This window comes from Epilithonimonas mollis, assembly GCF_900142325.1.
In the GTDB taxonomy this organism is placed as follows: Bacteria; Bacteroidota; Bacteroidia; order Flavobacteriales; family Weeksellaceae; genus Epilithonimonas; species Epilithonimonas mollis.
Map to the genome: position 1 here is coordinate 199344 of NZ_FRAM01000002.1, position 23698 is coordinate 223041.

The following is a 23698-nucleotide window of genomic DNA, read 5'->3' on the forward strand; positions in this document are numbered from 1 at the left end:
TATTAGTTATAAATTAAAATCAATCATATAGCTATATGAGTATTGAAGCGGCTTTCCATGAAGTAAAGTTACATAATTATTTTATTCCGGAAGTGCTTTGAAAACGGATGCCATTTTCTGAATCAGTCTTCTTTTAGCTTTTGAAAATTTGCTGAGTATTTTTCTGGATAACGTATTCTCTTTCTTATAAATAAACTTGGGCAAATCAGAAATCTCTGAAATCGGAGTTCCGTAAAGTCGGGTGATATTTCTTCTTCTCAGCGTTTCTTTGATCACAAGATGCCAGTTTTCGTTTTTAAGATTTTCTTTTTCAGGCGTATGCGAAAGGCCATTATCGTGGATTCTGTAGAGATATAATGGCTTTGGAATAAAAATAATCCTTCCCAGGTCGTACAACTGAAGATAGAGATCCATATCTTCGGCCACTCTCAAATCCGGATTTATACCACGTATTTTCTGATAGGCACTTTTCCTGAATGTAAAAAAATGCGAGATTTCAAACCCGATATTAAAAAATAAAGGATTTGACTTTCTGACTTTTCTTGTGTTTGGGAAGATTTTAGTAAACACCAGATGTTCGTCACATATTTTGATATAAGAATAAGTTGCAATGACTTCTTCATCACGGTAGCTGTTTACGGATTCCTGTATGGCATTTTCTGTAATGGCATCATCCGGATCCACAAACCCGCAGATCTCTCCGGAAGCCAGTTCTACCAGTCTTTTCTTTGTATAGCCGACGCCTAGGTTCTGTGTATTTCTCAGAACGATAAAACGAGGGTCGTCCCCAACCAGCGTTTGCAGTTTGTCAAAGGATCCATCCGTAGAACAATCATCCAGGATTATCGCTTCAAAATTTTGGTAAGTCTGTCTCAGGAGACTTTCGTGGCAATCTCTGAAGTAATTATAATTGTTGTAATGAGCAATTAGAACAGAAAATTTTTTCATCAATTTATAAAATCATTCAAAAATATTAAATTTAATCATTTGCATTTTAAAAAATATATACAATATTTTTATAAATTTTTTAAAGCTTAAAATAAAACTACATTCAAGTGATATTAAATATTCTTCATAGTTTTGCAGATAATAGTAAAAACACTTCTTTTGATGAATGTCCAAGATCTTTTAGTCAGTATTAACATTCCTGTTTTTAAATGCGAAAAATATATTCTGCGCTGCCTGCAATCTGTTAAAAACCAGACTTATAAAAATATAGAAATTATTCTGATAAATGACTGTACGCCGGACAGGAGTATAGAAATTGCACAGGAGTTCATGTCAGAAAATCCGGAGCTTGATGTCAGAATCGTTACGCATCAGAAGAATCAGGGGCTTTCTGTAACGAGAAATGCAGGTGTTGATAATTCTTCCGGAGATTATATCTATATGCTTGACAGTGACGATTATATCCCTGCAGATTGCATAGAAGTGCTTTTGAAGCTGGCACAGGAAACGGATGCGGATGTAACGATAGGGCAGACTATGTGTTTCGATTCCAAAACCAATGAGGAAAAACTTGTATTCCCCATCAGAACTGATGAAAAGGTAATATCTGGAGATGCCGTTTTCAGAAGTTTTGTGAAAGAAAAATGGCCTGTTATTGCACCGAATAAGCTTTACAAAAAGACTTTTATTACGGATAACATAATTAAGTTTATCCCTGATCTGTTTTCTCAGGACGAGTTGTGGACTTTTCACTGGACATTAAAAGCAGATAAAATTGCTTTAACTAAGCATGTAACATATATCTACTATTTCCACGGAGAATCTATTATTTTTAACAGAACCAAAGTTAATTTTGAAAATTATATGACAATTCTGGGTCATTTTTTTGAAGAATATAAAAAAGCGGACAACCATGATCTGAGAGTTTTGATCAAGGAAAAAATTATCAAATTCAAAGAAATGATTCTGATTATCCAATGGAAAACAATCAAAGAGAGAGCGTATCTTTCGCACAACATAAAACGTATGAAAAAGATGGCGAAGCTGAGCCTGGCCGATTATTTGTCTTCAGAATTCTCCACTGGTATCAAGAAAAAAAACTTTTTCCAGAATCTGCCGACCAAGATTGCTTCGGATCTTTTTATATGGCGGTTTGAAAGATAGTGTTTCTATTTCTTTAATTTATAGAAAAAAAACAGCACAGGAAAATTGATCAGCAGAATGGCATTATAGATTTTTGCAAAACCGCTGAACTGAGAGATCACGGTATTCCTGTCCAGTTCAGAAAAAGCTTCCTTTAATCTTTTTTTCTGCATGGGAAGTTCCTCAGCAGTCATTTTGCCGGAGAATATATGGAAAGTTTTGATTCCGCTCACCAGGTTTTTAAAAGCCGTAAGCTCGAAAAGAGTTTTCCGGTTCTCGTAGATTGCCTTGGTTTTGAATAATCTTCTTAATAAAACATCCGTCCTTACTATATCTATCTTTTTTGCTGAAGGTAATTTTGCAGAAGAATCGGGATGAATATAATGGGTGTAAACGGCATCGCAGCTTGCGATAGACCTCGCATTTTCGTAGATCAGTCTTTCTACGATTTCATCGGCGTTCAGCAACGGTTCTGTGAATGCGAATGAATTGGATTTGAAAACGCTTTTCCTGTACAGACCTCGTATATGGATGTCATATCTTCCGACGGTTTTTTTGATGGCTTCTTTCCCAGATATTCTACGGAAAGTATAATCTGAGGTATTTTCAATATACGTGTCAAGATTACTGATATATTTTATCTTTCCGTTTGTGAAAACTGTTTTCACCATAGGCGTCACAATGTCAATGTCTGGAAAGCGGCTGAGAATGTCAAGGCATTTTTCTATCGTATCCGTATCGATCAGATCATCATGGTCAAACAAAAAAATGAATGCTCCGGACGCTTTTTCCTGTCCATAAGATTTGGAATACTGCGCATATTTCTGATTTTCTTTTGTATATATCCTGATTCTGTCATCCTGTGTAGAAAAAAACTCCAGCTCCTGCAAAGTAGAATCCTGTGACCCATCATTTACACAGATAAACTCGATGTTTTTATAAGTCTGATTAAGAAGACAGTTCATCGATGATTTTACAAAGTCGCCCAGCTGGACAGAATTATAATAAGTTGTGATCACAGAAACCAGAGGCTGAGTTGAGAACATGAATAATGTTTATATAAATTATTTCTTCGATTAATTCTGAAGATAAAGATTGTCAAAAAGAATTTCCCGCCTGAATGGTCAAGGATTGATCCATCCTGATAATACTCCCCGCAGCAACATTTCTGTGGATAAGGCAGTTAGCGCCTATAATGCAGTTGTCACCAATTGTTACACCTCTCAGCACGGTAACATTGCTCCCAAGCCAGCAGTTTTTTCCGATCGTTATGGGAGAAGATCTGAATTTTTTGTGTTCAACGCCTTGTCCGTCATATTCATGGTTGTGATCATAAAGCTTTACACCTTCTCCAAACAAAGTATTATCCCCGATTTCTATTTTTTCAATGGCATTAACGGAGCAGTAATTGTTCATAAAAACATTTTTTCCGAGGATCACTTTTGCACGTTCTGCCAAAACGATATTGCAGTAGTTTTTCAGATGAACATTATCACCGATTGACAGTGATGCGGAAGAATGAATATAAACGCAGGGATAATTGCCGATTCTGAAAGCCTTGCCAATCCGGGAATTTTTATTTCTACGGATTTCAGAAAAGGTATTCTCTTTCAGGATCTTGAATATAACTTTGGAAAATAAATTCAACATAATTTGTATTGATGCAAATATACACCTAAAGATATGTTATTTTTTATTTTCCCCTTAAATTTATAAGGCCTAAGATAACTGATAGGTTGGTTAATCTCAGGCCTGGTTTGATGTATACTAAAGAAAGTAAAGATGTATTTATTTTCTATAGTCTTTTTACACCGTCTTCTTTGGATAAAATTCCCTTCACATCATAGATAATTCCGTTTTCTGAAAGAAGATTCTTGATGTTAAGATCTTCAAATTCTTTGTGAGAAACGGCCAGAACAACAGCATCATATTTTTTGAAAGGTGTTTTCGTTGAGGTTTCCAGACCATACTCGTGTTTTACCTCTTCAGGATTAGCCCAAGGATCATAAATTGTAACATTGATGCCGTAATCTTCAAGATTTTTAACAACGTCAACAACTTTAGTGTTTCTGACATCCGGACAGTTCTCCTTGAAAGTAAAACCAAGAACCAAAACATCGGAACCGTTCACTTTCAGGTCTTGTTTCAGCATTTGCTTTACTGCTTCGCTGGCAACGTATTGTCCCATAGAATCGTTCATTCTTCTTCCTGCAAGAATGATTTCCGGATGATAGCCAAATTCCTGGGCTTTTTGTGCCAGATAATACGGATCTACGCCAATACAGTGGCCGCCAACCAGACCCGGTTTGAAAGGAAGGAAATTCCATTTTGTTCCGGCGGCTGTCAGGACATCATGGGTGTCAATTCCCATCAGGTTGAAGATTTTTGCCAGCTCGTTAACGAAAGCTATATTGATGTCTCTCTGAGAGTTTTCAATCACTTTTGCCGCTTCTGCAACTTTGATTGTCGGTGCAAGATGCGTTCCTGCAACAATGACAGATTTATAAAGATCATCAACTATTTTTCCGATTTCCGGAGTTGAACCTGCTGTGACTTTCAGAATTTTTTCCACAGTGTGTAGTTTATCTCCCGGATTGATTCTTTCCGGAGAATAGCCGGCGAAGAAATCAATATTGAACTTCAGTCCGGATTTTTTTTCCAGAACAGGTATGCATTCTTCTTCTGTAACACCAGGATAAACAGTTGATTCGTAAATTACAATATCTCCTTTTTTCAAAACTCTTGCTACTGTTTGACTTGCTTTATAAAGCGGTGTAAGATCTGGTCTGTTGTTTTTGTCAACTGGTGTAGGAACAGTAACGACATAGATATTGGAGTCAGCTATATCTTCAAATTTATTGGAGCAAAATAATCCTGTTTCTCCGAAATTCGGATTATTGGGAACGAGTGCAGATTTTAGCAGGTCGTCCTCGACCTCTAGGGTGTCATCTTTTCCGGAGTTGAGATCGGAAATTCTTTTCTCATTGATGTCGAAACCTACAACTGGATATTTGGTAGAGAATAATCTTGCAAGAGGTAAGCCTACATAACCAAGACCGATGATTGTAATTTTATGATTCATTAGTTTATTTTTAGATTTTCCCAATACCACTTTACAGCTTCCTTAAGACCATTCTGCATAGAGAACTGTGGATTATAATCAAGTAGTTTTTTTGCTTTGTCAATGCTTGCAAGCGAATGAGGGACATCTCCTTTCCGGTAATCGCCATAGATGACCTCCACCTCTGCGATTTTAGGATCAAAATCCGAAAGATAGAGCTTCAGATATTTCACTAGATCATTAAGCGTTGTTCTTTCCCCAAAAGCCGTGTTGTAAACCTGATTCAAAGATTCTGAATTGTCGGAAGTGAGCGCCAGAAGGTTCATCAGAATAACATTGTCAATATAGGTAAAGTCTCTGGAATATTCTCCACCACCGTTGATGACAGGGGATTCATGGCTCATGAGCTGCATCACGAATTTTGGAATCACGGCTGCGTAAGCACCATTTGGATTTTGCTTTCTTCCAAATACATTAAAATATCTTAAACCGATTGTGTCAAAATCATAGGTTCTTTTAAAAACATCAGCATATAATTCATTCACATATTTTGTGATAGCATACGGTGAAAGTGGTTTTCCGATTTTATCCTCAACCTTCGGAAGACTTTCGGAATCACCATAAGTGGATGAGCTTGCAGCATAAATAAATCTTTTGACACCACACTCTCTTGCTGCTACCAGCATGTTAAGAAATCCGCCAACATTCACATCATTACTAGTAACAGGGTCGTTTATGGATCTTGGAACAGAGCCAAGCGCCGCTTCGTGCAAAACGAAATCCTGATTTTTGCAGGCTTTCTGACAATCTTCCAGACTCCGGATGTCACCTTCTATCAGATTAAAATTTTTATGATTCCGAAATGCTTCCAGATTTTCACGAAAGCCGGTGGAAAAGTTATCAAGGCAGGTGACGTTTGCACCTAATGCTAAAAGTTCTTCACAAAGATTGGAACCTATAAAACCGGCGCCTCCGGTTACAAGGATGTTTTTACTGGAAAGTTTTTCTTTAAAATTATTCATAGTTTAAGCGTAAAATTTCTTCAGGATTTTGCAAAGATAAGATTCTTTGTCTGTCAATCCGTTAATCTTAAAATAACTTTCTACATCGGGAACATTAATATCATAACCGGAGCCGCTTTTAATTAGATTCAGCGTAAGTTTTTTATTATAAAACCGTTCTATGATTTCTAGAATCTCAATGATTTTATAGTTGTGAATGTAAGCAACGTTGATGATTTTATTAAAATCGGCATTATCAATCAGTTGGAAGGTTATGCTTTTTACATCATCCGCATCTATGAGATTTCTGGTTGCCTTCGTATGAACATTGATTGTTTCATTATTATTCACAGACCGGATCAGATAGTTCATCAGGAGGTTGGGGTTGCCGCCTTTCCCTACAACATTACTGACCCTCAGAATTAAATATTTCTTACAGGAATACTTGATCAGCTGTTCCATTTTCAGTTTATGGAGAACATAATCGCTTTCGGTTTTGGAAGAATCATAAACACTGCAGGTTGAAAAATAAATGAATATTTTTTCCGGATTTTCTGACATTGTCTTTTTGATGAGGTTTTCTTCTCTCTGGAATTCTTCTTTCCTCGTCTCCAGGGAGTTGGATACGCCGGAAGCAAAGATAATTATATCATCCCTGTCTGCATCTAAGAATAAACTGGCAACAAGCCCTCTGCCTATTATCATTTACTAAAGTTTTTAATTATTTTCCGGATGCTAATCCCGGCTTATATTTTCACATTATAAAATTTTGCAACTGTCGGATGTCCGACGTGCAGTATCACCTCATTTCCGATTCCTTCGCTGCCTCTGCAAACACAAAATTCTTTTGGCAGAAAATAAGGATAAACACCACTTTCCCAAGCAGATTTCCACATCACAATGGATGCACGGGAAGGTTCTTTTTCCATGATTTTGCAGCATTTCTCGTAGAACAATTTTCCAGCTTCCGATTTCTTTGAGAGTGTCATCGGGGTGATATTGGATGTCGTCCCGAATCCTTTGCTCTCATCTGTTACAGGAATAGTATCAAGCGAAGTTGCGATCTCGAAGTTCATACTCTGTGCAGAACTGTTCGGTACGCAGAAACCAAATTTATGTGTCAGATAGATTAAGCTGTATATATTTTCATTCAGAATATACATGTCGGAATCAATGGAAACCGCAATGTCGGCTTTGGAATCTAGCATGCCTTTGAATTTATAATAATCCGCCAGATGATAGAAATGTCTTTTCAGATCTTTTTTGCCCTGCAGAACGGGTGTTTCGATTTTTTTCAAATCAACACCATCGATATTCAAATCAAAGTCCGAATAAACCGTGTATTTTGCATTCGGAAAAAATTTTTTTAATGTGCTGAGACTTGGATCCAGCCTCAACTGATGACTGAGATCAGCACCACCGGCATTTACTCTCTCTTCATTGAACTCACTGAAAATAAATTCAATAGACAGTCCGGATAAAAACTGATTCAGTTTTTCGTCAGCGATATGAAAAGGTGTCAGGCTCTTCAGGTTTTTTTCCGGGAAATCCGGTCTCGGTAACTCTCTCTGGGTTTTCTTCTTTCCGAGGAAAACGGCAGTTGCTTCTTTTATTCGCCAGATGATTGTTCCTAACATTTGTTTTTTTAGCTAAATAATTGTTGTAAATTCTCAATGGAAAAGCGGTTGTCCAGAATTTTCAGATAATCCTCTTTTATTCTTGATGAAAATGATTTCAGAAGTTCTCTGTTGTCATAAAGCTTTATAATGGCGGTTTTCATCTCTTCAATATCTCTCTTCACGATAATACCATTCACGCCGTCTTCGATAATCATTTTTGGGAAACCGATTTTCGTAGATATTGCAGGCACTTTTGACAGGCTCGCTTCAGCAAAAAGTGAAGGGCCAGTGTCTGCTTTTGACGCAATTGCAATCAGATCAACATCATGATAAAAGCTCAGAATACTTTCATAACTGCCGGAAAACTGAGTTTTTAGGTTGATCTTTCTTCCTGTTTTTTTGACTTCTTCAATGGCCGGTTCTATTATTTCACGGAAACCCTTCATCGGACGATTTGGGTTTCCTGTCCAGCCAATTGTCATAACTTCCTTTTCTCTGATATTTTTATTTTCAACAAATTTATCTTGAAGATAAATTCCGTTAGCAAACGTTATTTTATCTGTCAGGGCTTTGTAATCATTGTACAAACCGGAACTTCCTACGATAATACCGTCATAAGATTTCAGGTATTTTTCAAAGAATTCTTTGCGTGAAAGTTTTTTGAGATCGGTTTTTGTTTTTTCATCAAAGCTTGGACCTTCGTGCGGAAAAGAATCGGTGTAGATTCCGACAAATTTTTTATCCGCTCTGAATGGAAGAACCGACATGAAGTGGAAGTAAAAAGCACACTCAAATATCACATCAAATTGTATTTTTTCTACTTTTTTCCCGGAAATAACTTCAAAGACCGGCGGTGTTTTATATTCAGGAAAAGAAAATTTTGAAGAATTGTCTATAACGAATTTCTTCTCACCATTTTTAATAAGATTGATAAGGCTGGTCATCAGCTTTTCCGGCCATGAAAAATTCTTGGCTCTGATGTTAAAATCCTCCTCAAAGCTTACATAACAATCAAAATCCTTCAGCCCTTCACCCCAGGTTCTGATGAGATTGTGATAAGCCCAATCCGGCCTGTCTGCAACGAAAAGTATTGATTTTTTTTTCAACTTTCAAAGTGTTTTTTTTATTTCTGCAGGAACGCCTGCTGCCATAGAATTTTCAGGTACATCTTGTCTTACAACCGCTCCGGCAGCTATTATTGAATGATCACCAATTGTCACATCAGGAAAAATAATGGCACCAGCTCCGATTTTCACATGATTTCCGATTTTACATCTTCCTAACAATATAGCTCCCGGTGATATTTCACAAAAATCTCCGTTCACAACATCGTGTGTAATTATGCAATTATAATAAACAATAGTTCCTATCCCTATTTTGACGTCATTGGAAATTCTCGTGCCTCCCAGAATGTTTGTACCTTCCCCGATTTTCACACCGAAACTTCCTATCTCTGCAAATTTGCTTATAGACGAAGTTAACAATCCGCCCAGATTTTGGAATTTTTCTGCCAGCTTAGATCTCAATTCCGGATTTCCAATTCCTAAAACAAACTCAGCTGAATTTTTTTCGAAATGCGCTTTTGCCTGTTGCTCGTTTTTTATAACTTTAAACTGATCGTAGAGAACATCAGGTATACCAGATGACATGTCATCATAGAAGCATAAATTCTCAGTCTCGCCTTTCTGATGAAAAATCTCCAAAACTTCTTTGGCAAAGCCTTTTGCGCCTACAATCAACATATTTTTAATTATTTTGAATCCTTAACATTAGCCGGGCAATCATATCCACTTCTTCCAAAGTCAGATCATGATAAAGCGGCAGACAAAGCACACGTTCAGCGACGTCTTCTGTAACCGGAAGATCACTTTCTGATTTTACATAAGGCAAAGAATTTGACAAAGAAGGATAAAAATAACGTCTTGTGTAGATCTCGTGAAGCTTGAGATGTTCGATGATTTTCAGCATCAGTTTCTCACTTTCGAAAACGACCGGGTAATAGGAAAAATTATTTTTGGAATCCTTGTGCCAGACAGGTCTTACTGCTTTCAGGTTCTGCAACTTTTCGTCATATCTTTCGGTGATTTCTTTTCTTTTTTTATGAATAGAATCGATGTATTTCAGATTTGCCAATCCCATCGCCGCATGGAATTCGGAGTTTTTTCCATTGATCCCCAGTTCTGCAAAATTTTCCGGACCATCGAAACCGAAATTTCTTATGTAGGCTAATTTCTTGAGAAGTTCAGGTGATTTTGTTAGAATCAGTCCGCCTTCTGTCGAATGATAGAGTTTGGTTGCATGCAAAGAGCAAATGGAAATATCGCCGTACTCAAAAATGGATTTTCCATTGATTTCTACACCAAAGGCGTGAGCGGCGTCATAAATAACTTTAAGATTGTGCTTTTTTGCAATTTCTTCGATCTTATCAACGTTACAGGGATTTCCATAGACATGGGTTGCCAGGATTGCAGATGTTTTAGCGGTAATGGAAGCTTCGATTTTATCGGCATCGATGTTCAGCGAATCTTTGTCAATATCAACAAAAACAGGTTCACAGTTTTCCCAAACAATTGAGCTGGTCGTAGCTACAAAAGAAAAAGGTGTTGTGATGATCTCGCCCTGTAGTTCTAATGCCTTGATAGCCATCTGGATAGCCACGGTCCCGTTGGTCACAAACAGCAGGTGATCCAGTTTTAGATGCTCCTTCAGTCTCATTTCCAGATCATTGGCGAGCGGCCCCATGTTAGTGAGCCATTGCCGTTTCCATATTCCTTCCAGAAAGTACTGGTAAACCTGGATTGGCGGTAAAAAAGGTTTGGTTACCGGAATCATTTTTTATGTTTTAGAAGATACAATAATGTGGTGATTTTACTATGTAATCTAAGAAATAAGATTTGGAAAAAAAGTTTAGGTGTAACGCTGAAATGATATTTTTCCAGATTGAGCCTTTTAAAAACCGGGCTTATTTCTTTATATTCAGAAGGTTTGCAGATTTCCAGTTTTATAAAACTCCGGTTAAACAGGTCTCTTTGCACAAGGAGATTGTTATAAATCCGTTTAGGGTTTTTGAAAAAAGCAGTATTATACTCCTGATGAGAAAACGATTCGATCTTTTCAACATATCTGCTGATATCAAAGCCGAAAAGATAACTAAAATGCCAACCAGTGTTATAGCCAACCGGTTTGATTATGTCATGCGCAAAATCCTTGTACTTGTTTCTGTTTCCCAAATGCCGATTTTTGATATCCTTATATCTGGATACCAGATTGGCCTGGATTGGCTCATCCAGCTTTATGTTGAAAAAATAGTAAAATGCCGGAATCTCTATTAAAGTTGCAGATTGTATCTTATTATGGATCAGAATGTCTTTTATATTGATGATCTCATCCACATCGGAGACGAAAATCAGATCCTCGTCATTACAGTTACTCAGCCCGTTTTTTATAGCATCACGTTGAAACCATTCATAATCCCAGTCTTTCAGCTCAGGTTTTTCGCCGGCCTGTACATAGATAATCTTATCTGAATATTTGGCAAACCTGGCGGCATTTTCTTTGTAGGAAAGAGGTTTCGGAATCCCCGTGAGTGTCCGGTTGGCTTCTACCAAAACGAAAAAATCTACCTGATCATAAAGATATTCTAACCGGGTTGTCAGTATATCAAATTCATTGTTGAAGATGAAGCAATCGTAAATCATTTATGTTTGTGAGTTTATAAATTGTATCATATAATACAAATGCTTAATTAATTCCTTTTTACTGTTAAAAATTTCAGTAAAAAAGCCAATTACAATCTACAAATGTATTAAAAAAAACATAATTTAGCAGATTGCATTTGGCCAGACAAATTTGTGATGAAGTTATTGTATATCAATAAAAATATTAATCTATCCCAACCGATTATAGCGCAGCTGAATAAAATGGGATTTGAGGTAGATGTTCTTATAGAATCTCTGCCAAAGCCAAGTGACAGGTTTTCTGTTTTTGATAGATTTTTCAATATATTTTCAAGGGTGATATTGAAAGACAAATTCTATTTTTTAAATAAAGAAAAGAAACGGTTTCAGGCCTACGCAGAAAAAAAACTCAAGAAAAAAACATACGATTACGCACTTTTCATGAGAGCTGATATGTATCCCGCAAGTTTGATCAGGAAGGTGAGAAAACAATCCCGGATGATGGTCAATTATCAATGGGACGGCTTGGACATGTATCCTGGAATTTTTGATTTTATACCATTTTTTGACCGTTTTTTTGTGTTCGACAGTTTTGATATCCAAAAGTATCCGCAATACCATTTTCTTCCGCTCACAAATTTCCATTATAATGAAAATCATGTTAAAACCGACACAAAATTTGATTTTTTCTACGTTGGAGTTGGCTTGGAGGAGCGTATCAGATGGACTCATAATTTAAAAAAATTTTGTGATGAAAATGGACTGAAACTTAAAGCAATTATGACAATCCCGGATTTCCGTGAAGAGAAAATTACGGATTCGGTGAGTCTTCAGCATAATGGGATTTCTCTGAAAGAAAATGATGCATATGCCTCGAATGCAAAAACAGTTATTGATTATAAGCTGAAAAATCATAATGGCGCATCGTTCAGGGTTTTCGAATGTATGGCGAGAGAACAGAAACTTATCTCAAATAATCCGAACCTCAAGGATTATGACTTCTACCATCCGGATAATATTTTCTTCACTGATTTTGAGGATTTCACAGGTCTTGGAGAATTCCTGGAAAAGCCATATCACAAGCTTGATCAGAAAATTGTAGAAAAATACAGCATCGGAAACTGGCTGAAATATGCTTTGGATTTCGGAGAATATGAACCAATAGATCTACCGCTATGGAAAAGTTCCTGACCATTTTTACCCCGACATACAATAGGGCATATATTCTTCCAAAATTGTACGAAAGCCTGAAAAACCAAGCTTATAAAAACTTTGTCTGGCTGATAGTGGATGATGGTTCTTCGGATGAAACTAAAACTTTAGTTCAGCGGTTTCAACGAGAAAACAATATAGAAATACGCTATATCCATCAGGAAAATAAAGGAAAACATTTTGCTGTTAATCAAGGTCTCAGAAATACAAAAACCGATTTTTTCTGTGTTATAGACAGCGATGATCATCTGGCGGAAAATGCGGTCGAAGAAATGAAGGAGCTTTCCGGAAAGGTTATCAATAATCCAGGAATAGCAGGTTTTGCATTCATCCGTTTGTCTGAGAAAGAAAAAATTGATCACCGTTCTTTCGGGCAAAAAGAGTGGCTGTCAGGCGATTCTGATTATGATTGGAAAGTTCCCGGAGAAATGATGTATTGCTGCAAAACTAAAGTCCATCAGCAGTTTTATTTTCCGGAGTTTGGAGGTGAGAAGTTCTGCCCGGAATCGCTGGTTTACAGAAGAATCGAGAGGAAGTATAAAATCCTGGTTACGGACAAGGTTCTTGCATTCGGGGATTATCTGGAAGACGGTTTGACCAGCAGCTATTATCAGCTTCTGCTGAAAAATCCTAGAAGCTCGCTTCTCAATATCAGGGAACGTTTCCGGGATAATTTGTCAGAAGAGGAAAAGATGAGCCTAGCCAGGATTTATTGGGATATTGCTTCCAAAACGGATCAGTCTTTTACAACAAAATTCTTTGGAATCAATCCTTTTCTTATCCTGAAAATGCTGATCAATAAACGTATAAGATGATGAAAAAAATATCGATTATCATTCCGTTATACAACGCGGAAAATTACATTTCCAAATGTCTGGATTCTATAAAAAACCAGACTTACAAGAACTTTGAAATTATTGTTATTAATGATAAAAGCAAAGACAATTCCTGGGGTATTTTGAATGATTACGTTTCTGAACACCTGAATTTGAATTTTATAATTATCAATAACGAAATCAACCTCGGACTGAGCAAGACCAGGAACAAAGGGATTGATCTCGCAACTGGCGGTTACATCATTTTTATGGATAATGATGATACTTTAGCAGATGCACTTTCTCTTCAGTATTTTATCGATCAAACAGATAATGATCCGGATATCATTCTTGGAAAAACACGTTTTCTTCTCAATGATGTTCCTAAGGAGAGTAATTATCACAGACTTAAAAATAAGAAAGGAACTTATACAGATAACGAAATTCTGGATGGCTTTTTCTCCGGCGAATGGGCTGTCACAGCCTGGAACAAGCTATATAAAACCGCTTTTCTGAAAAATAACAATCTGAAATTTTTGGATGATCTTCTGCATGAAGATGAACTCTGGGCTTTTGAGACGGCCATTGCTGCAAAGAAAATTAATTTCCTGCAAGAGGAGACTTACGTCTATTATTCTATGTCCAACCCGAATTCTATGACCGCCACCGTCGGCCTGAAAAACATAGAACATTACCTTATTATTCTTACAAAAAAACTGGAAATGTCTACGGAAAAAGGTCTTTATTGTAGATCCCGATTTACAGAAAATTATCTTAAAAACTTTGCTAATTACACGATTCTGAGAAATGTATGCAAAATGGATTTCGGAACTTTCAAAAGTTTCTATGTAAAAATTGAAAAAGAATTTGATAAGAGTTTTCCCCAAAAAGGTTTATTCCGGCTCCATCCGGTTTTGGCCTATTATCTTTATAGAATGAAGTTTGATAAAGATTTTTTTCTGTACGGAAAATTCCCGAAATATGTTAATCCGCTTCTGAAGATCTAGTCGATATATTTTCTTTCGTAACTTCTTTTCCGGTATATCAGATTATAAATTTTGTCCCGGATAATTCTGAGCATTGTTCCCGGTTTTCCATTGTAGAATTTGGAATATTCATCAAAATATTTGGCCATGCTCTGGATTTCGTCAGACACATTTTCGTCAAGATATTTTTTCTGTTCAGAAAAGCTCAGATCCGTGTTTGTATTGCTGATACCTGTTTTTTCGAAAATGCTTATAAACTCATTGATGTACTTTTGGGAAATATTGTGATGCATAAAAAGATCCATCATGAAGGTCCAGTCAGAGGCGATTCGGTTGGTTTCGTCATACATTCCGTATTTTTCGAAAAGCTCTTTCCTGAAAAATGCTGACTGGTGGCAGATCGGCTCTTTTAAAAGAGAACCGATGGTTATTTTGGAAGGGATTCTGTATTCGTATTTTTTACGGTTCTCCAATTCATAGTAGGCATTTCCGTAAACAATGTCTTCATTATTGAAAGACGGCGCGATTTTTTCAAGTATTTCAGGGGTAGAAAAACGGTCTCCGCTATTCATAAAAATCAGATAATCTCCTTTTGAGTTTACAATTCCTTTATTCATTGCGTTATAAATCCCTTTATCAGGTTCGCTGATCCAGAAATTAATTTGGGATGAATAAGATTCTAATAACTCCTTGCTTCCGTCATTAGAATTGCCATCAATAATTATAAATTCAAAATTTTTAAAAGACTGATTAATAACGCTTTTGATGGTTTCTTCTAATCCAAATCGGTTGTTATAAGCAACGGTGATGATAGAAATAAGAGGTCGATTCTGCATAGAATGATTATGAATATTTTATAGAAACGGAGAGAAAAACTCTCTCCGCTGTTTTGTTTTTTTACATCAATTTCAGATCCTCCTGCATCATCTCTTTCACAAGACCGGCAAGATCATATTTTGGTTTCCAGCCCAGCTGTGTTTTTGATTTTGTAGGATCACCGATCAAAAGATCTACTTCTGTTGGGCGGTAATATTGTGGATCGATTTTCACAACCGTTTTTCCGATTTCTAACTGATAATCAGGATGGTTACATTTGGCAACTTTCGCTACTTCATTTTCATTTTCGCCTTCGAATGTCAATTCAATTCCTGCTTCTGCGAAAGCCATTCTTACAAAATCTCTGACGTAAGTTGTTTTCCCGGTTGCGATGACATAATCTTCCGCAACGTCCTGCTGTAGAATTCTCCACATTGCTTCTACATAATCTTTAGCGTGCCCCCAGTCTCTTTGAGCATTCAGGTTTCCTAGGTATAAAATTTCCTGTTTTCCTTTTGCAATAGCTGCAGTCGCCATTGTAATTTTTCTGGTAACAAAAGTTTCGCCTCTTCTTGGAGACTCATGATTGAAAAGGATACCGTTGCAGGCATAGATGCCGTAAGCTTCACGGTAGTTTTTTGTGATCCAGAATCCATAGATTTTTGCAACACCATAAGGCGACCTTGGATAAAAAGGTGAATTCTCATCATAAAAACCAGCCGCATTTTTATTCTCTTCCAAACCGCCATATAACTCAGAAGTCGATGCCTGATAGATTCTGGTTTTCTTTTCCAAACCAAGAATACGGACGGCTTCTAAAATTCTAAGCGTTCCGATTCCGTCTACATTGGCAACATATTCCGGAGAGTCGAAAGATACTTTAACGTGTGACATAGCACCAAGATTATAAATCTCGTCTGGCTGAACTTCCTGGATGATTCTGATAATATTGGTAGAATCTGTCAGATCGCCGTAATGCAATTTGAAATTCACGTGTTTCTCATGCTGGTCTACATATAAGTGATCAATTCTCTGGGTGTTAAATGAAGAAGCTCTTCTTTTGATACCGTGAACCATATAACCTTTTTCTAAAAGCAATTCTGCCAGATAAGAACCATCCTGTCCTGTAACGCCTGTTATTAATGCCGTTTTCATCTATTTTGTTTTATATTTATAACCTCTAATTTCTTTAATTATTTTATCTTCTGTAATGGTTTCTTCCGGATGATAGATGTGATAGTAAGGAACTTCTCCCATTACACTAGCCCATTGCGAAAATGTTGAAGGCGCTCCTAAAAGGTAATGCGTCTGAGACATCAGGTATTGATCTTCCAGCGGACCTTCTTTGGACAGAACAACATTTCCGAATTCATTTTTATAACGTTCCAGATCAAAATTTTCATCATTGGTACAAATCAGGAATTTAAAATTCCCTACTGGAATTGATTGTAGGAATTCTTTTATTTTTCGGATATAAAGATCATCATCAAAGAAATATTTACCTTCCATAAAATCTTTATAATCCCCTCTTCTGATATGGACACTAATGATTTTTTCATCAGAATGATGCTGAAGATATTTTTGCTTCAGAGTCTCTTTGTCAACATTGGGATCAAAAAGCTTTTGATAATGCCTGATGTCTTCTTCCCTGTAAAGATCATTATTGAAAAACCAGCCGTAACAAAAATTGACTAAATAATTTTTTTTAATTTGTGCTCTGTATTTCGGGATTTCCTTCTCATCATTGAAGCCAATAATACAATTCGGATTAAGTTTTTTATAATACTTATTGTATAAAAATTTCTTAACAAGATAAGGCGTTTTTGGCGTTTCCGGAAGATTCGGAAAATCCTTGCGATATTTTTCGGTAAAAGTCGGGGAATAAAAAGTGACGCCGTTTCTTCTGCAAAATGCATCCGAATGCATAAACTGGAACAGGTCATTACCACGACCGCCCCCTAGTATGGAGAGACAGATCAGCATCTAGTTTTTGAATTTTTTCTCATAAACATCTCTGATTCCTTCTTCTAATCCGATTTTTGCTTTCCACCCCAAATTATTTATTTTTGTAACATCCATCAGCTTTCTCGGTGTTCCGTCCGGTTTTGAAGTGTCCCAGACCAGATTGCCTTCATAACCGACAATTTTCTTGACCAGCAAAGCCAGATCTTTTATACTAAGATCTTCACCAATCCCGACATTCACATGTCCGAAATCATTATAATTCTCCATTAGAAAAATACAAGCTTCTGCAAGATCATCGGAATGCAAGAACTCCCGAAGCGGTGTTCCTGTTCCCCAAACGGTAACTTCCGGAAGGTTCTGTTCTTTAGCCTCATGGAATTTTCTCAATAAAGCCGGTAAAACGTGCGAATTATTCAGATCATAATTGTCATTCGGTCCATACATATTCGTAGGCATTGCCGAAATGAAATTAGAATTATACTGACTTCTGTAGGCATCACACATTTTGATGCCTGCAATTTTTGCAATTGCATAAGGCTCGTTCGTAGGTTCCAAGGTCCCTGTCAATAGAGAGTCTTCTTTCAAAGGCTGAGGCGCCATTTTCGGATAGATACAGCTTGAACCTAAGAATAACAATTTTTTGACATCATTTATATGAGCCTGATGGATCACATTATTCTGGATCATCATATTATCATACAAAAACTCTGCTCTGAAAGTATTATTAGCCTGAATTCCACCTACTTTTGCAGCAGCAAGAAAAACATATTCGGGTTTTTCCTGGGCGAAAAAATCGGCAGTCTGTTGGTAGTCACGCAAATCAACCAGATCAGAAGTTCTCGTGACAATGTTTGTGAATCCTTGTTTTTCCAAGGCTCGGAAAATTGCACTTCCAACCAGTCCTCTGTGGCCGGCCACATATATTTTGGAATTCTTGTCCATTACTTTTTTATCCTGTAATAGGTTTTTTTTATTATTGATTTGATAATGCTTGCCTCTGCTTTATCGACCCTTCGTGCTGCCTTTAAAATCTGGTTTTGATAATCTCCTTCACTTTCTTCATCCAGAATCTTGATCTTCATTTCAGTTTCATAGTATCTTACAATTATTGACAAAATACTTTGATCGTGCCTGTGAGATGAAAAATCGGGATTCTGATGATATCTTTCCGAAATCAGCGGATCCGTTACCAGTTCCGGACGGAACAACATCACATCAAGCCAGTCTTTTATTAGTTGTAAAGTTGAATCCGTTTTTTTCAAGAAAATAAATCCTGCCCAGAGTTTATTTTTTTCCAGCCATCTATCATTATTCCCAAACAGAATTTGGAAATGATCTATCGTGTTTTTCTTGACCCAGTATTTCAGCTTCGGACTGTCATTGAATTTTGAATTGAATGCGTTCCAGCCATAGTTTTTATCATCGCGGTACTGAAAAAATAATGCATCATGGTTATTTAACTGCTCAAAGTGGTTTTCCCAACCGGAAATATTTTTTATCAGCTCACAACCCGCATCTGCATATACGAGAATGTCCCTGTCATTTAGTTTTTTAAGACTGTCGTATATGATATAGGCTTTCCAGATCCAAAACCCACCTTTTCTGTCATCTAAAAACAGAGGAGAAGCTTTTAATGCCAGAGGCAAATCTGCAAAACTATAACGTTGTGTCTGGTCGAAAACATTCAAAGCATTTGCTTCTTCAATAATTCTTTTAGAGGATTGAAGGAAAGCATTGCTACCATATGCGATGAATTTTTTTTTCAAATTTATTTTAAATATAATATTCCTGCACTATCGATTTGAAATACCCAGCCGGTTTCCATTCTTGTTCCTTCAAATTCAATTCTGATTTTATTCTTCAGATCCGTGTACATTTTCTTACCCGGATCAGCAAGATACGCATGCATATATAGGTTTCCTTTGTTTATTCCTTCAGGTAAAAGGATTGTTTTTTCTATTGTGAATTTACCTTTCGGATATTTTTTAACACCTTCATAATGACCAGGCGCATAAAACATCATCGGAATGTCAAAGTTATTGAAAAATAAAGACTCCAGTTCAAACTCGGCTTCTTCTTTCAGTTCTCCTTCGATTCTTATATTAAGCTGATTATTATCAAAGTTCATAGGAATCAGGGTTCCGTTGATTCCGTTAACAGAAAAATGGGTAATGGTCAGGTTGGGATCCTTGATATTGAGAATGTCAAGAATTGATGAATCTGCGGCGATATTATCGTTAGAATAAAGGTTGATACACTCATCAATATTTCCGTTATATCTGATGGATCCTTTTTCCAGAAAAATCCCTTTGTTACAAAGTTGTTTGATGGAAGCCATATTGTGACTTACGAAAAGTACGGTTCTTCCTTCGCCGTTGCTCACATCGCCCATTTTGCCAAGACATTTTTTCTGGAACTCCAAATCTCCGACCGCTAAAACTTCATCCACAATCAGAATCTCTGATTCCAAATGTGCAGCAACAGCAAATGCCAGACGGACATACATCCCTGAACTGTATCGTTTTACAGGCGTATCGATGTATTTTTCGACTCCGGAAAAATCAACAATTTCATCGAATTTTCTCGTGATTTCTTTTCTTGTCATTCCGAGAATGGCACCGTTCAGGAAAACATTTTCGCGACCAGTCATCTCAGGATGAAAGCCCGTTCCTACTTCTAGTAATGAAGCGATTCTGCCATTGGTGTATATTTTACCGGTAGTCGGTTTTGTTACTTTACTCAGTAATTTCAATAAAGTTGATTTCCCGGCACCGTTCCTTCCGATGATTCCGACAGCGTCTCCCTGTTCTATTTCGAAATTAATATCTCTGAGAGACCACACGTAGTCACTGTTTCCCTTTGTTGTTCTGTCATTGACTTCTCCAATGCGCAGATAGGGATCTTCCTTTCCGCGTACTCTGTGCCAGAAACGGTTGAGATCGTGAGATAAGGTTCCTGTCCCGACTTGCCCGAGGCGGTATTGTTTAGAAATATTTTCAGCCTTTATTGCGATTGGTTTCATTCTCTGTGTTTTATAAATTTTGCAGGAACTCCCGCGATTACGGTGTTTGCTTCAACATCTTTTGTAACAACACTTCCTGCTGCGATGACGGCTCCGTTTCCTATTTTGACGCCGGCCATTATCTGTACCGAGCAGCCAATCCAGACGTCATCGCCGATTTCAACGCCACTGTTTTCTTCTTTCAAAGGCTGATCCTGAATGTTGATTCCTTTTTTATAATTATGGTCTGCCCCGATAATGCTCACCTGTTGAGAAATAAGGCAGTTTTTACCGATCCTGATTGTTCCGCCGGCTGCTCGTATGTTGTTTTGTTCTCCGATATATGTGTTTTCTCCAATGACGAGTTTGTCGTCGCCATTCACAAAAATGACGGTATATGCCCCTATGTAAACATTGCTTCCAATCTCGAAATTATCTACATCATCATAAGAAATCCTTACACGGTAATCAATATTGCAGTTGTATTTTTGCTTAAGATTTTCAACTTTTCTGAAATCGGTAATGATATTATCAAAGGCTGACTCCAGGTGATAATATTTTTTTAATGTTTTGAAAAATTTAATCCAATTCATAACATTAGTTTATACCGTATCCATAAAACCTTTTTCAACTTTGTTGAAAATTACAGTTCCTATTGCCAAAGTGACAAAAATGATCACGGAGCTTATCATCAGCATCATCGGACTGAAATCACCGACACCCAGCCATGCATATTTGAAACATTCAAAAATTCCGGTCAGAGGATTATAAAAAGCAATGGTTTTGAAAATCCCTTTCAGGGTAGATGCGGGATAAATCACCGGTGTTGCATACATATATAAGCTGATCCCAAATGACAGAAGCATCTGAAGATCCCGGTATTTTGTAGTCAAGGAAGAAAAGATCATCCCCAATCCCAATGCAAAAACGGCCATCAGAGCAATTAGAAATGGCGTCGCAAGTATCCAAAGATTTGGTTTTACTTCTCCCAGGAATAGATAGTAAAGGAAAACTACTAAGAATAGCGCCATCTGTACGCCCAACTTCATCAAATTGGAAAATACGATCGAAATCGGCATTACTAACCTCGGGAAATAAACTTTCCCGAAGATGCTGGCATTTGCTGTGAAAACATTCGATGTGGAGGTGAGACAAGTGGAAAAATAATTCCAAAGCGTAATCCCGGCCAGGTAGAATAAAATTTTCGGAGCGCCATCTGTTGATAGTTTTGCAATATTCCCAAAAACAACGATATAAACAACGGTTGTAAAAATCGGGTTGATAAAAAACCAGATTGGACCAAGAACGGTCTGCTTAAAGCTGGAAACAAAATCTCTTTTCACGAACATATAAACCAGATCCTTGTAGCGCCAGACTTCTTTCAGATTGAGATCGAAGAGGGAGTGGCTGGATTCTATGGTTTCTGTCCATTGGTGTTTATGAGAATCACTCATTTGTGTTGTGTTAAGTTATTTAATAAGGTTCTTCAGATACTCGCCGTATCCGCTTTTACCATATTTTGCTGCAGTTTCCAGAAGCTTTTCTTCGTTAATAAATTTATTTCTGAAGGCTATTTCTTCAATACATCCGATTTTGAAACCTTGTCTTTTTTCAATAACACTTACAAATTCCGAAGCGTCCTGAAGAGAATCAAAAGTCCCCGTGTCCAGCCAGGCTGTTCCTCTGTCGAGGACACCAACTTCCAATTTACCATTACTGAGATAAACATTATTAACATCGGTAATTTCCAGTTCGCCTCTTGGAGAAGGTTTGATGTTTTTTGCGATTTCTACCACATCATTGTCATAAAAATATAAGCCAGGAACGGCATAATTGGATTTTGGTTTCAGTGGTTTTTCCTCAATAGAAAGCGCCTTGAAATCACCATCAAATTCTACAACACCATATCTTTCCGGGTCGGAAACGTGATAAGCGAAAACAACTCCACCGTCCGGATTGGTTTTGTTTTTGAGTAATGTTCCCATTTCGGAACCATAGAAAATATTGTCACCTAAAACCAAAGCTGCTGCATCATTCCCGATGAATTCATCACCCAGAATAAAAGCTTGTGCCAATCCATCCGGGCTTGGCTGTACTTTGTACTGGATATTGCAGCCGATCTGAGAACCGTCTCCCAAAAGTTTGATAAATCCTTCTTGATCGTGTGGCGTAGTAATGATTAAAATATCCTTAATACCTGCCAGCAACAATGTTGAAAGCGGATAATAGATCATCGGCTTGTCATACACAGGCATCAGCTGCTTGCTTACAGCGATTGTTAATGGGTATAGTCTGGTTCCTGAACCGCCTGCAAGAATAATTCCTTTCATAGATTTGAAATTATGGTTGTTAGTTTTTATGAATATTGACCTTCGTAATATTTCTGATAATCGCCGGAAGTTACATTGTCCAACCATTCTTTGTTTTCCAAGAACCAGTCAATGGTTTTTCCCAAACCTTCTTCAAAGGTCACAGATGGTTTCCAACCTAGGTCTTTATTCAATTTTGAAGCATCAATGGCGTAACGTTTATCATGTCCAGGTCTGTCTTTGACGTAAGTAATCAGCTTTTCTGAATGACCTTCCGGTTTTCCCAATTTTGCATCCAGTTGTTTGATTAGTTCCTTCACCAAATCAATATTCTGCCATTCATTGAAACCTCCGATATTGTAAGTTTCTCCAGTTTTTGCTTCATTGAAAATCTGATGAATAGCTCTCGCATGGTCAATCACGAATAACCAATCTCTTGTGTATTTTCCATCACCATAGATTGGCAATGGTTTTTCATTCAGAATATTTGAAATACAAAGCGGAATCAATTTTTCAGGAAAATGGTTTGGACCGTAATTGTTGGAACAGTTAGACAAGATGAAAGGCATTCCATAAGTATTTCCGTAAGCTCTTACCAAATGGTCAGAAGCGGCTTTGGATGCAGAATATGGAGATTGTGGATCGTAAGGTGTAGTCTCTAAGAAAAAGCCAGTCTCACCTAAGCTACCGTAAACTTCATCTGTTGAAACGTGATAAAATAAATTTTTTCTAGGTTCATTCGGGAATCTTCCGTGTGTGTGATCAGGATTCAGAGTCCAGAATTCGATACAAAGATTGAGAAGATTGGCAGTTCCGTTAACGTTAGTATTAATGAAAGCGTTGGGATCTGTGATACTTCTGTCTACGTGACTTTCTGCAGCCAAATGGACAACGGCATCCGGATTGTATTTTTCGAAGACTTTTCTAAGTTCTTCAGGTTTTGTAATATCAGCTTTTTCGAAAACGTAATTAGGCTCATTTTCGATGTCTTTCAGGTTTTCAAGATTTCCAGCGTAAGTTAAAGCATCAAGGTTGATGATTTTAGAATCCGGATTGTTTTTTACAAATTCACGAACAACGTGTGATCCGATAAAACCTGCACCTCCGGTGATTATTATATTTTTCATAAATGGTTTATAAATTTT

General features: G+C 37.2%; 24 protein-coding genes and 1 pseudogene. 4 read left to right on the forward strand and 21 right to left on the reverse strand.

The window, feature by feature from the left end:
• Positions 1-81 precede the first annotated feature (81 nt).
• A complete protein-coding gene (locus BUA97_RS08360) occupies positions 82-948 on the reverse strand; it encodes a glycosyltransferase family 2 protein (protein WP_084081291.1) in 867 nt (288 codons plus the stop codon).
• A 162-nt stretch (positions 949-1110) separates the two neighbouring features.
• Here BUA97_RS08360 and BUA97_RS08365 point away from each other — a divergent pair, with 162 nt between their 5' ends.
• On the forward strand, positions 1111-2112 hold the full coding sequence (locus BUA97_RS08365) for a glycosyltransferase (RefSeq protein WP_072997410.1): 1002 nt from the start codon (positions 1111-1113) through the stop codon (positions 2110-2112).
• Positions 2113-2117: 5 nt separating this feature from the next.
• Here BUA97_RS08365 and BUA97_RS08370 read toward each other — a convergent pair whose 3' ends face one another.
• The 10 genes from BUA97_RS08370 to BUA97_RS08415 all read right to left on the reverse strand — a co-directional run bounded on the left by BUA97_RS08370 (position 2118) and on the right by BUA97_RS08415 (position 11470).
• Positions 2118-3137, reverse strand: coding sequence for a glycosyltransferase family A protein (locus BUA97_RS08370; protein ID WP_072997411.1), 1020 nt, complete (start codon positions 3135-3137; stop codon positions 2118-2120).
• Between the two features lie 52 nt (positions 3138-3189).
• The gene (locus BUA97_RS08375) at positions 3190-3741 is read right to left on the reverse strand and encodes an acyltransferase (RefSeq protein WP_084081292.1); all 552 of its coding nucleotides are present in this window, start codon (positions 3739-3741) and stop codon (positions 3190-3192) included.
• A 145-nt stretch (positions 3742-3886) separates the two neighbouring features.
• Entirely contained in the window at positions 3887-5173 is a 1287-nt protein-coding gene (locus BUA97_RS08380) for a nucleotide sugar dehydrogenase (protein ID WP_072998528.1), read from the reverse strand.
• The gene (locus BUA97_RS08385; RefSeq protein ID WP_072997412.1) at positions 5173-6174 is read right to left on the reverse strand and encodes an SDR family oxidoreductase; all 1002 of its coding nucleotides are present in this window, start codon (positions 6172-6174) and stop codon (positions 5173-5175) included. Before BUA97_RS08385 ends, BUA97_RS08380 begins: the two co-directional genes overlap by 1 nt.
• A gap of 3 nt (positions 6175-6177) precedes the next feature.
• The gene (locus BUA97_RS08390; protein ID WP_072997413.1) at positions 6178-6858 is read right to left on the reverse strand and encodes an NAD-dependent epimerase/dehydratase family protein; all 681 of its coding nucleotides are present in this window, start codon (positions 6856-6858) and stop codon (positions 6178-6180) included.
• Positions 6859-6899: 41 nt separating this feature from the next.
• Complete coding sequence (locus BUA97_RS08395) at positions 6900-7790, reverse strand: hypothetical protein (protein ID WP_072997414.1); 891 nt, start codon at positions 7788-7790, stop codon at positions 6900-6902.
• Positions 7791-7798: 8 nt separating this feature from the next.
• Entirely contained in the window at positions 7799-8878 is a 1080-nt protein-coding gene (locus BUA97_RS08400) for a glycosyltransferase (protein ID WP_072997415.1), read from the reverse strand.
• 3 nt (positions 8879-8881) lie between these two features.
• Positions 8882-9514, reverse strand: coding sequence for an acetyltransferase (locus tag BUA97_RS08405; protein WP_072997416.1), 633 nt, complete (start codon positions 9512-9514; stop codon positions 8882-8884).
• Positions 9515-9518: 4 nt separating this feature from the next.
• The gene (locus BUA97_RS08410; protein WP_072997417.1) at positions 9519-10604 is read right to left on the reverse strand and encodes a DegT/DnrJ/EryC1/StrS family aminotransferase; all 1086 of its coding nucleotides are present in this window, start codon (positions 10602-10604) and stop codon (positions 9519-9521) included.
• Positions 10601-11470 (reverse strand): glycosyltransferase family 17 protein, encoded by an 870-nt coding sequence (locus BUA97_RS08415; protein ID WP_072997418.1) that lies wholly within the window; start codon positions 11468-11470, stop codon positions 10601-10603. Before BUA97_RS08415 ends, BUA97_RS08410 begins: the two co-directional genes overlap by 4 nt.
• Before the next feature lie 153 nt (positions 11471-11623).
• On the opposite strand from BUA97_RS08415, the gene BUA97_RS08420 reads away from it, so the two are divergent.
• Genes BUA97_RS08420 through BUA97_RS08430 form a run of 3 tightly spaced genes read left to right on the forward strand, consistent with a single transcriptional unit; the run spans position 11624 to position 14483 of the window.
• Entirely contained in the window at positions 11624-12640 is a 1017-nt protein-coding gene (locus tag BUA97_RS08420; RefSeq protein ID WP_139258285.1) for a CgeB family protein, read from the forward strand.
• Complete coding sequence (locus BUA97_RS08425; protein WP_072997420.1) at positions 12625-13476, forward strand: glycosyltransferase family A protein; 852 nt, start codon at positions 12625-12627, stop codon at positions 13474-13476. The genes BUA97_RS08420 and BUA97_RS08425 overlap by 16 nt, the downstream gene beginning before the upstream one ends.
• Positions 13473-14483 (forward strand): glycosyltransferase, encoded by a 1011-nt coding sequence (locus tag BUA97_RS08430; protein WP_072997421.1) that lies wholly within the window; start codon positions 13473-13475, stop codon positions 14481-14483. The genes BUA97_RS08425 and BUA97_RS08430 overlap by 4 nt, the downstream gene beginning before the upstream one ends.
• Here the strand turns inward: BUA97_RS08430 and BUA97_RS08435 are convergent.
• From BUA97_RS08435 to rfbB, 10 genes and pseudogenes are all read right to left on the reverse strand, one after another.
• Positions 14480-15298, reverse strand: coding sequence for a glycosyltransferase family 2 protein (locus tag BUA97_RS08435; RefSeq protein ID WP_072997422.1), 819 nt, complete (start codon positions 15296-15298; stop codon positions 14480-14482). The genes BUA97_RS08430 and BUA97_RS08435 overlap by 4 nt on opposite strands.
• 61 nt (positions 15299-15359) lie before the next feature.
• Complete coding sequence (gene gmd, locus BUA97_RS08440; RefSeq protein ID WP_072997423.1) at positions 15360-16433, reverse strand: GDP-mannose 4,6-dehydratase; 1074 nt, start codon at positions 16431-16433, stop codon at positions 15360-15362.
• Entirely contained in the window at positions 16434-17261 is an 828-nt protein-coding gene (locus BUA97_RS08445) for an alpha-1,2-fucosyltransferase (protein WP_072997424.1), read from the reverse strand.
• Complete coding sequence (gene fcl, locus BUA97_RS08450; RefSeq protein WP_072997425.1) at positions 17262-18185, reverse strand: GDP-L-fucose synthase; 924 nt, start codon at positions 18183-18185, stop codon at positions 17262-17264. It lies immediately after the preceding gene.
• The gene (locus BUA97_RS08455; RefSeq protein WP_072997426.1) at positions 18185-19009 is read right to left on the reverse strand and encodes a hypothetical protein; all 825 of its coding nucleotides are present in this window, start codon (positions 19007-19009) and stop codon (positions 18185-18187) included. The genes fcl and BUA97_RS08455 overlap by 1 nt, the downstream gene beginning before the upstream one ends.
• A 2-nt stretch (positions 19010-19011) precedes the next feature.
• Positions 19012-20265, reverse strand: a complete 1254-nt coding sequence (locus BUA97_RS16920) for an ABC transporter ATP-binding protein (protein ID WP_245795864.1) — start codon at positions 20263-20265, stop codon at positions 19012-19014.
• A gap of 2 nt (positions 20266-20267) precedes the next feature.
• Positions 20268-20423 (reverse strand): annotated as a pseudogene (locus tag BUA97_RS17480) (DapH/DapD/GlmU-related protein); the annotation flags it as partial.
• 423 nt (positions 20424-20846) lie between these two features.
• The gene (locus BUA97_RS08470) at positions 20847-21698 is read right to left on the reverse strand and encodes an ABC transporter permease (RefSeq protein ID WP_072997428.1); all 852 of its coding nucleotides are present in this window, start codon (positions 21696-21698) and stop codon (positions 20847-20849) included.
• Positions 21699-21713: 15 nt separating this feature from the next.
• Positions 21714-22574 carry a glucose-1-phosphate thymidylyltransferase RfbA gene (gene rfbA / locus BUA97_RS08475; RefSeq protein WP_072997429.1) on the reverse strand — a complete coding sequence of 287 codons (861 nt, stop codon included), beginning with the start codon at positions 22572-22574 and terminating at the stop codon, positions 21714-21716.
• A 26-nt stretch (positions 22575-22600) separates the two neighbouring features.
• On the reverse strand, positions 22601-23680 hold the full coding sequence (gene rfbB, locus BUA97_RS08480) for a dTDP-glucose 4,6-dehydratase (protein WP_072997430.1): 1080 nt from the start codon (positions 23678-23680) through the stop codon (positions 22601-22603).
• Positions 23681-23698: the final 18 nt, after the last annotated feature.

Excerpts from the sequence above, each read along its gene's own strand:
- gmd (WP_072997423.1), bottom strand. The coding sequence starts at position 16,433 with ATGAAAACGGCATTAATAACAGGCGTTACAGGACAGGATGGTTCTTAT.
- BUA97_RS08385 (WP_072997412.1), bottom strand. The coding sequence starts at position 6,174 with ATGAATAATTTTAAAGAAAAACTTTCCAGTAAAAACATCCTTGTAACC.
- BUA97_RS08425 (WP_072997420.1), top strand. The coding sequence starts at position 12,625 with ATGGAAAAGTTCCTGACCATTTTTACCCCGACATACAATAGGGCATAT.
- BUA97_RS08445 (WP_072997424.1), bottom strand. The coding sequence starts at position 17,261 with ATGCTGATCTGTCTCTCCATACTAGGGGGCGGTCGTGGTAATGACCTG.
- BUA97_RS08375 (WP_084081292.1), bottom strand. The coding sequence starts at position 3,741 with ATGTTGAATTTATTTTCCAAAGTTATATTCAAGATCCTGAAAGAGAAT.
- BUA97_RS16920 (WP_245795864.1), bottom strand. The coding sequence starts at position 20,265 with ATGAAACCAATCGCAATAAAGGCTGAAAATATTTCTAAACAATACCGC.
- BUA97_RS08370 (WP_072997411.1), bottom strand. The coding sequence starts at position 3,137 with ATGTTCTCAACTCAGCCTCTGGTTTCTGTGATCACAACTTATTATAAT.
- BUA97_RS08380 (WP_072998528.1), bottom strand. The coding sequence starts at position 5,173 with ATGAATCATAAAATTACAATCATCGGTCTTGGTTATGTAGGCTTACCT.
- BUA97_RS08415 (WP_072997418.1), bottom strand. The coding sequence starts at position 11,470 with ATGATTTACGATTGCTTCATCTTCAACAATGAATTTGATATACTGACA.
- BUA97_RS08405 (WP_072997416.1), bottom strand. The coding sequence starts at position 9,514 with ATGTTGATTGTAGGCGCAAAAGGCTTTGCCAAAGAAGTTTTGGAGATT.
- BUA97_RS08410 (WP_072997417.1), bottom strand. The coding sequence starts at position 10,604 with ATGATTCCGGTAACCAAACCTTTTTTACCGCCAATCCAGGTTTACCAG.
- BUA97_RS08435 (WP_072997422.1), bottom strand. The coding sequence starts at position 15,298 with ATGCAGAATCGACCTCTTATTTCTATCATCACCGTTGCTTATAACAAC.
- BUA97_RS08365 (WP_072997410.1), top strand. The coding sequence starts at position 1,111 with ATGAATGTCCAAGATCTTTTAGTCAGTATTAACATTCCTGTTTTTAAA.
- BUA97_RS08390 (WP_072997413.1), bottom strand. The coding sequence starts at position 6,858 with ATGATAATAGGCAGAGGGCTTGTTGCCAGTTTATTCTTAGATGCAGAC.
- BUA97_RS08430 (WP_072997421.1), top strand. The coding sequence starts at position 13,473 with ATGATGAAAAAAATATCGATTATCATTCCGTTATACAACGCGGAAAAT.
- BUA97_RS08360 (WP_084081291.1), bottom strand. The coding sequence starts at position 948 with ATGAAAAAATTTTCTGTTCTAATTGCTCATTACAACAATTATAATTAC.
- BUA97_RS08470 (WP_072997428.1), bottom strand. The coding sequence starts at position 21,698 with ATGAGTGATTCTCATAAACACCAATGGACAGAAACCATAGAATCCAGC.
- rfbB (WP_072997430.1), bottom strand. The coding sequence starts at position 23,680 with ATGAAAAATATAATAATCACCGGAGGTGCAGGTTTTATCGGATCACAC.
- fcl (WP_072997425.1), bottom strand. The coding sequence starts at position 18,185 with ATGGACAAGAATTCCAAAATATATGTGGCCGGCCACAGAGGACTGGTT.
- BUA97_RS08395 (WP_072997414.1), bottom strand. The coding sequence starts at position 7,790 with ATGTTAGGAACAATCATCTGGCGAATAAAAGAAGCAACTGCCGTTTTC.
- rfbA (WP_072997429.1), bottom strand. The coding sequence starts at position 22,574 with ATGAAAGGAATTATTCTTGCAGGCGGTTCAGGAACCAGACTATACCCA.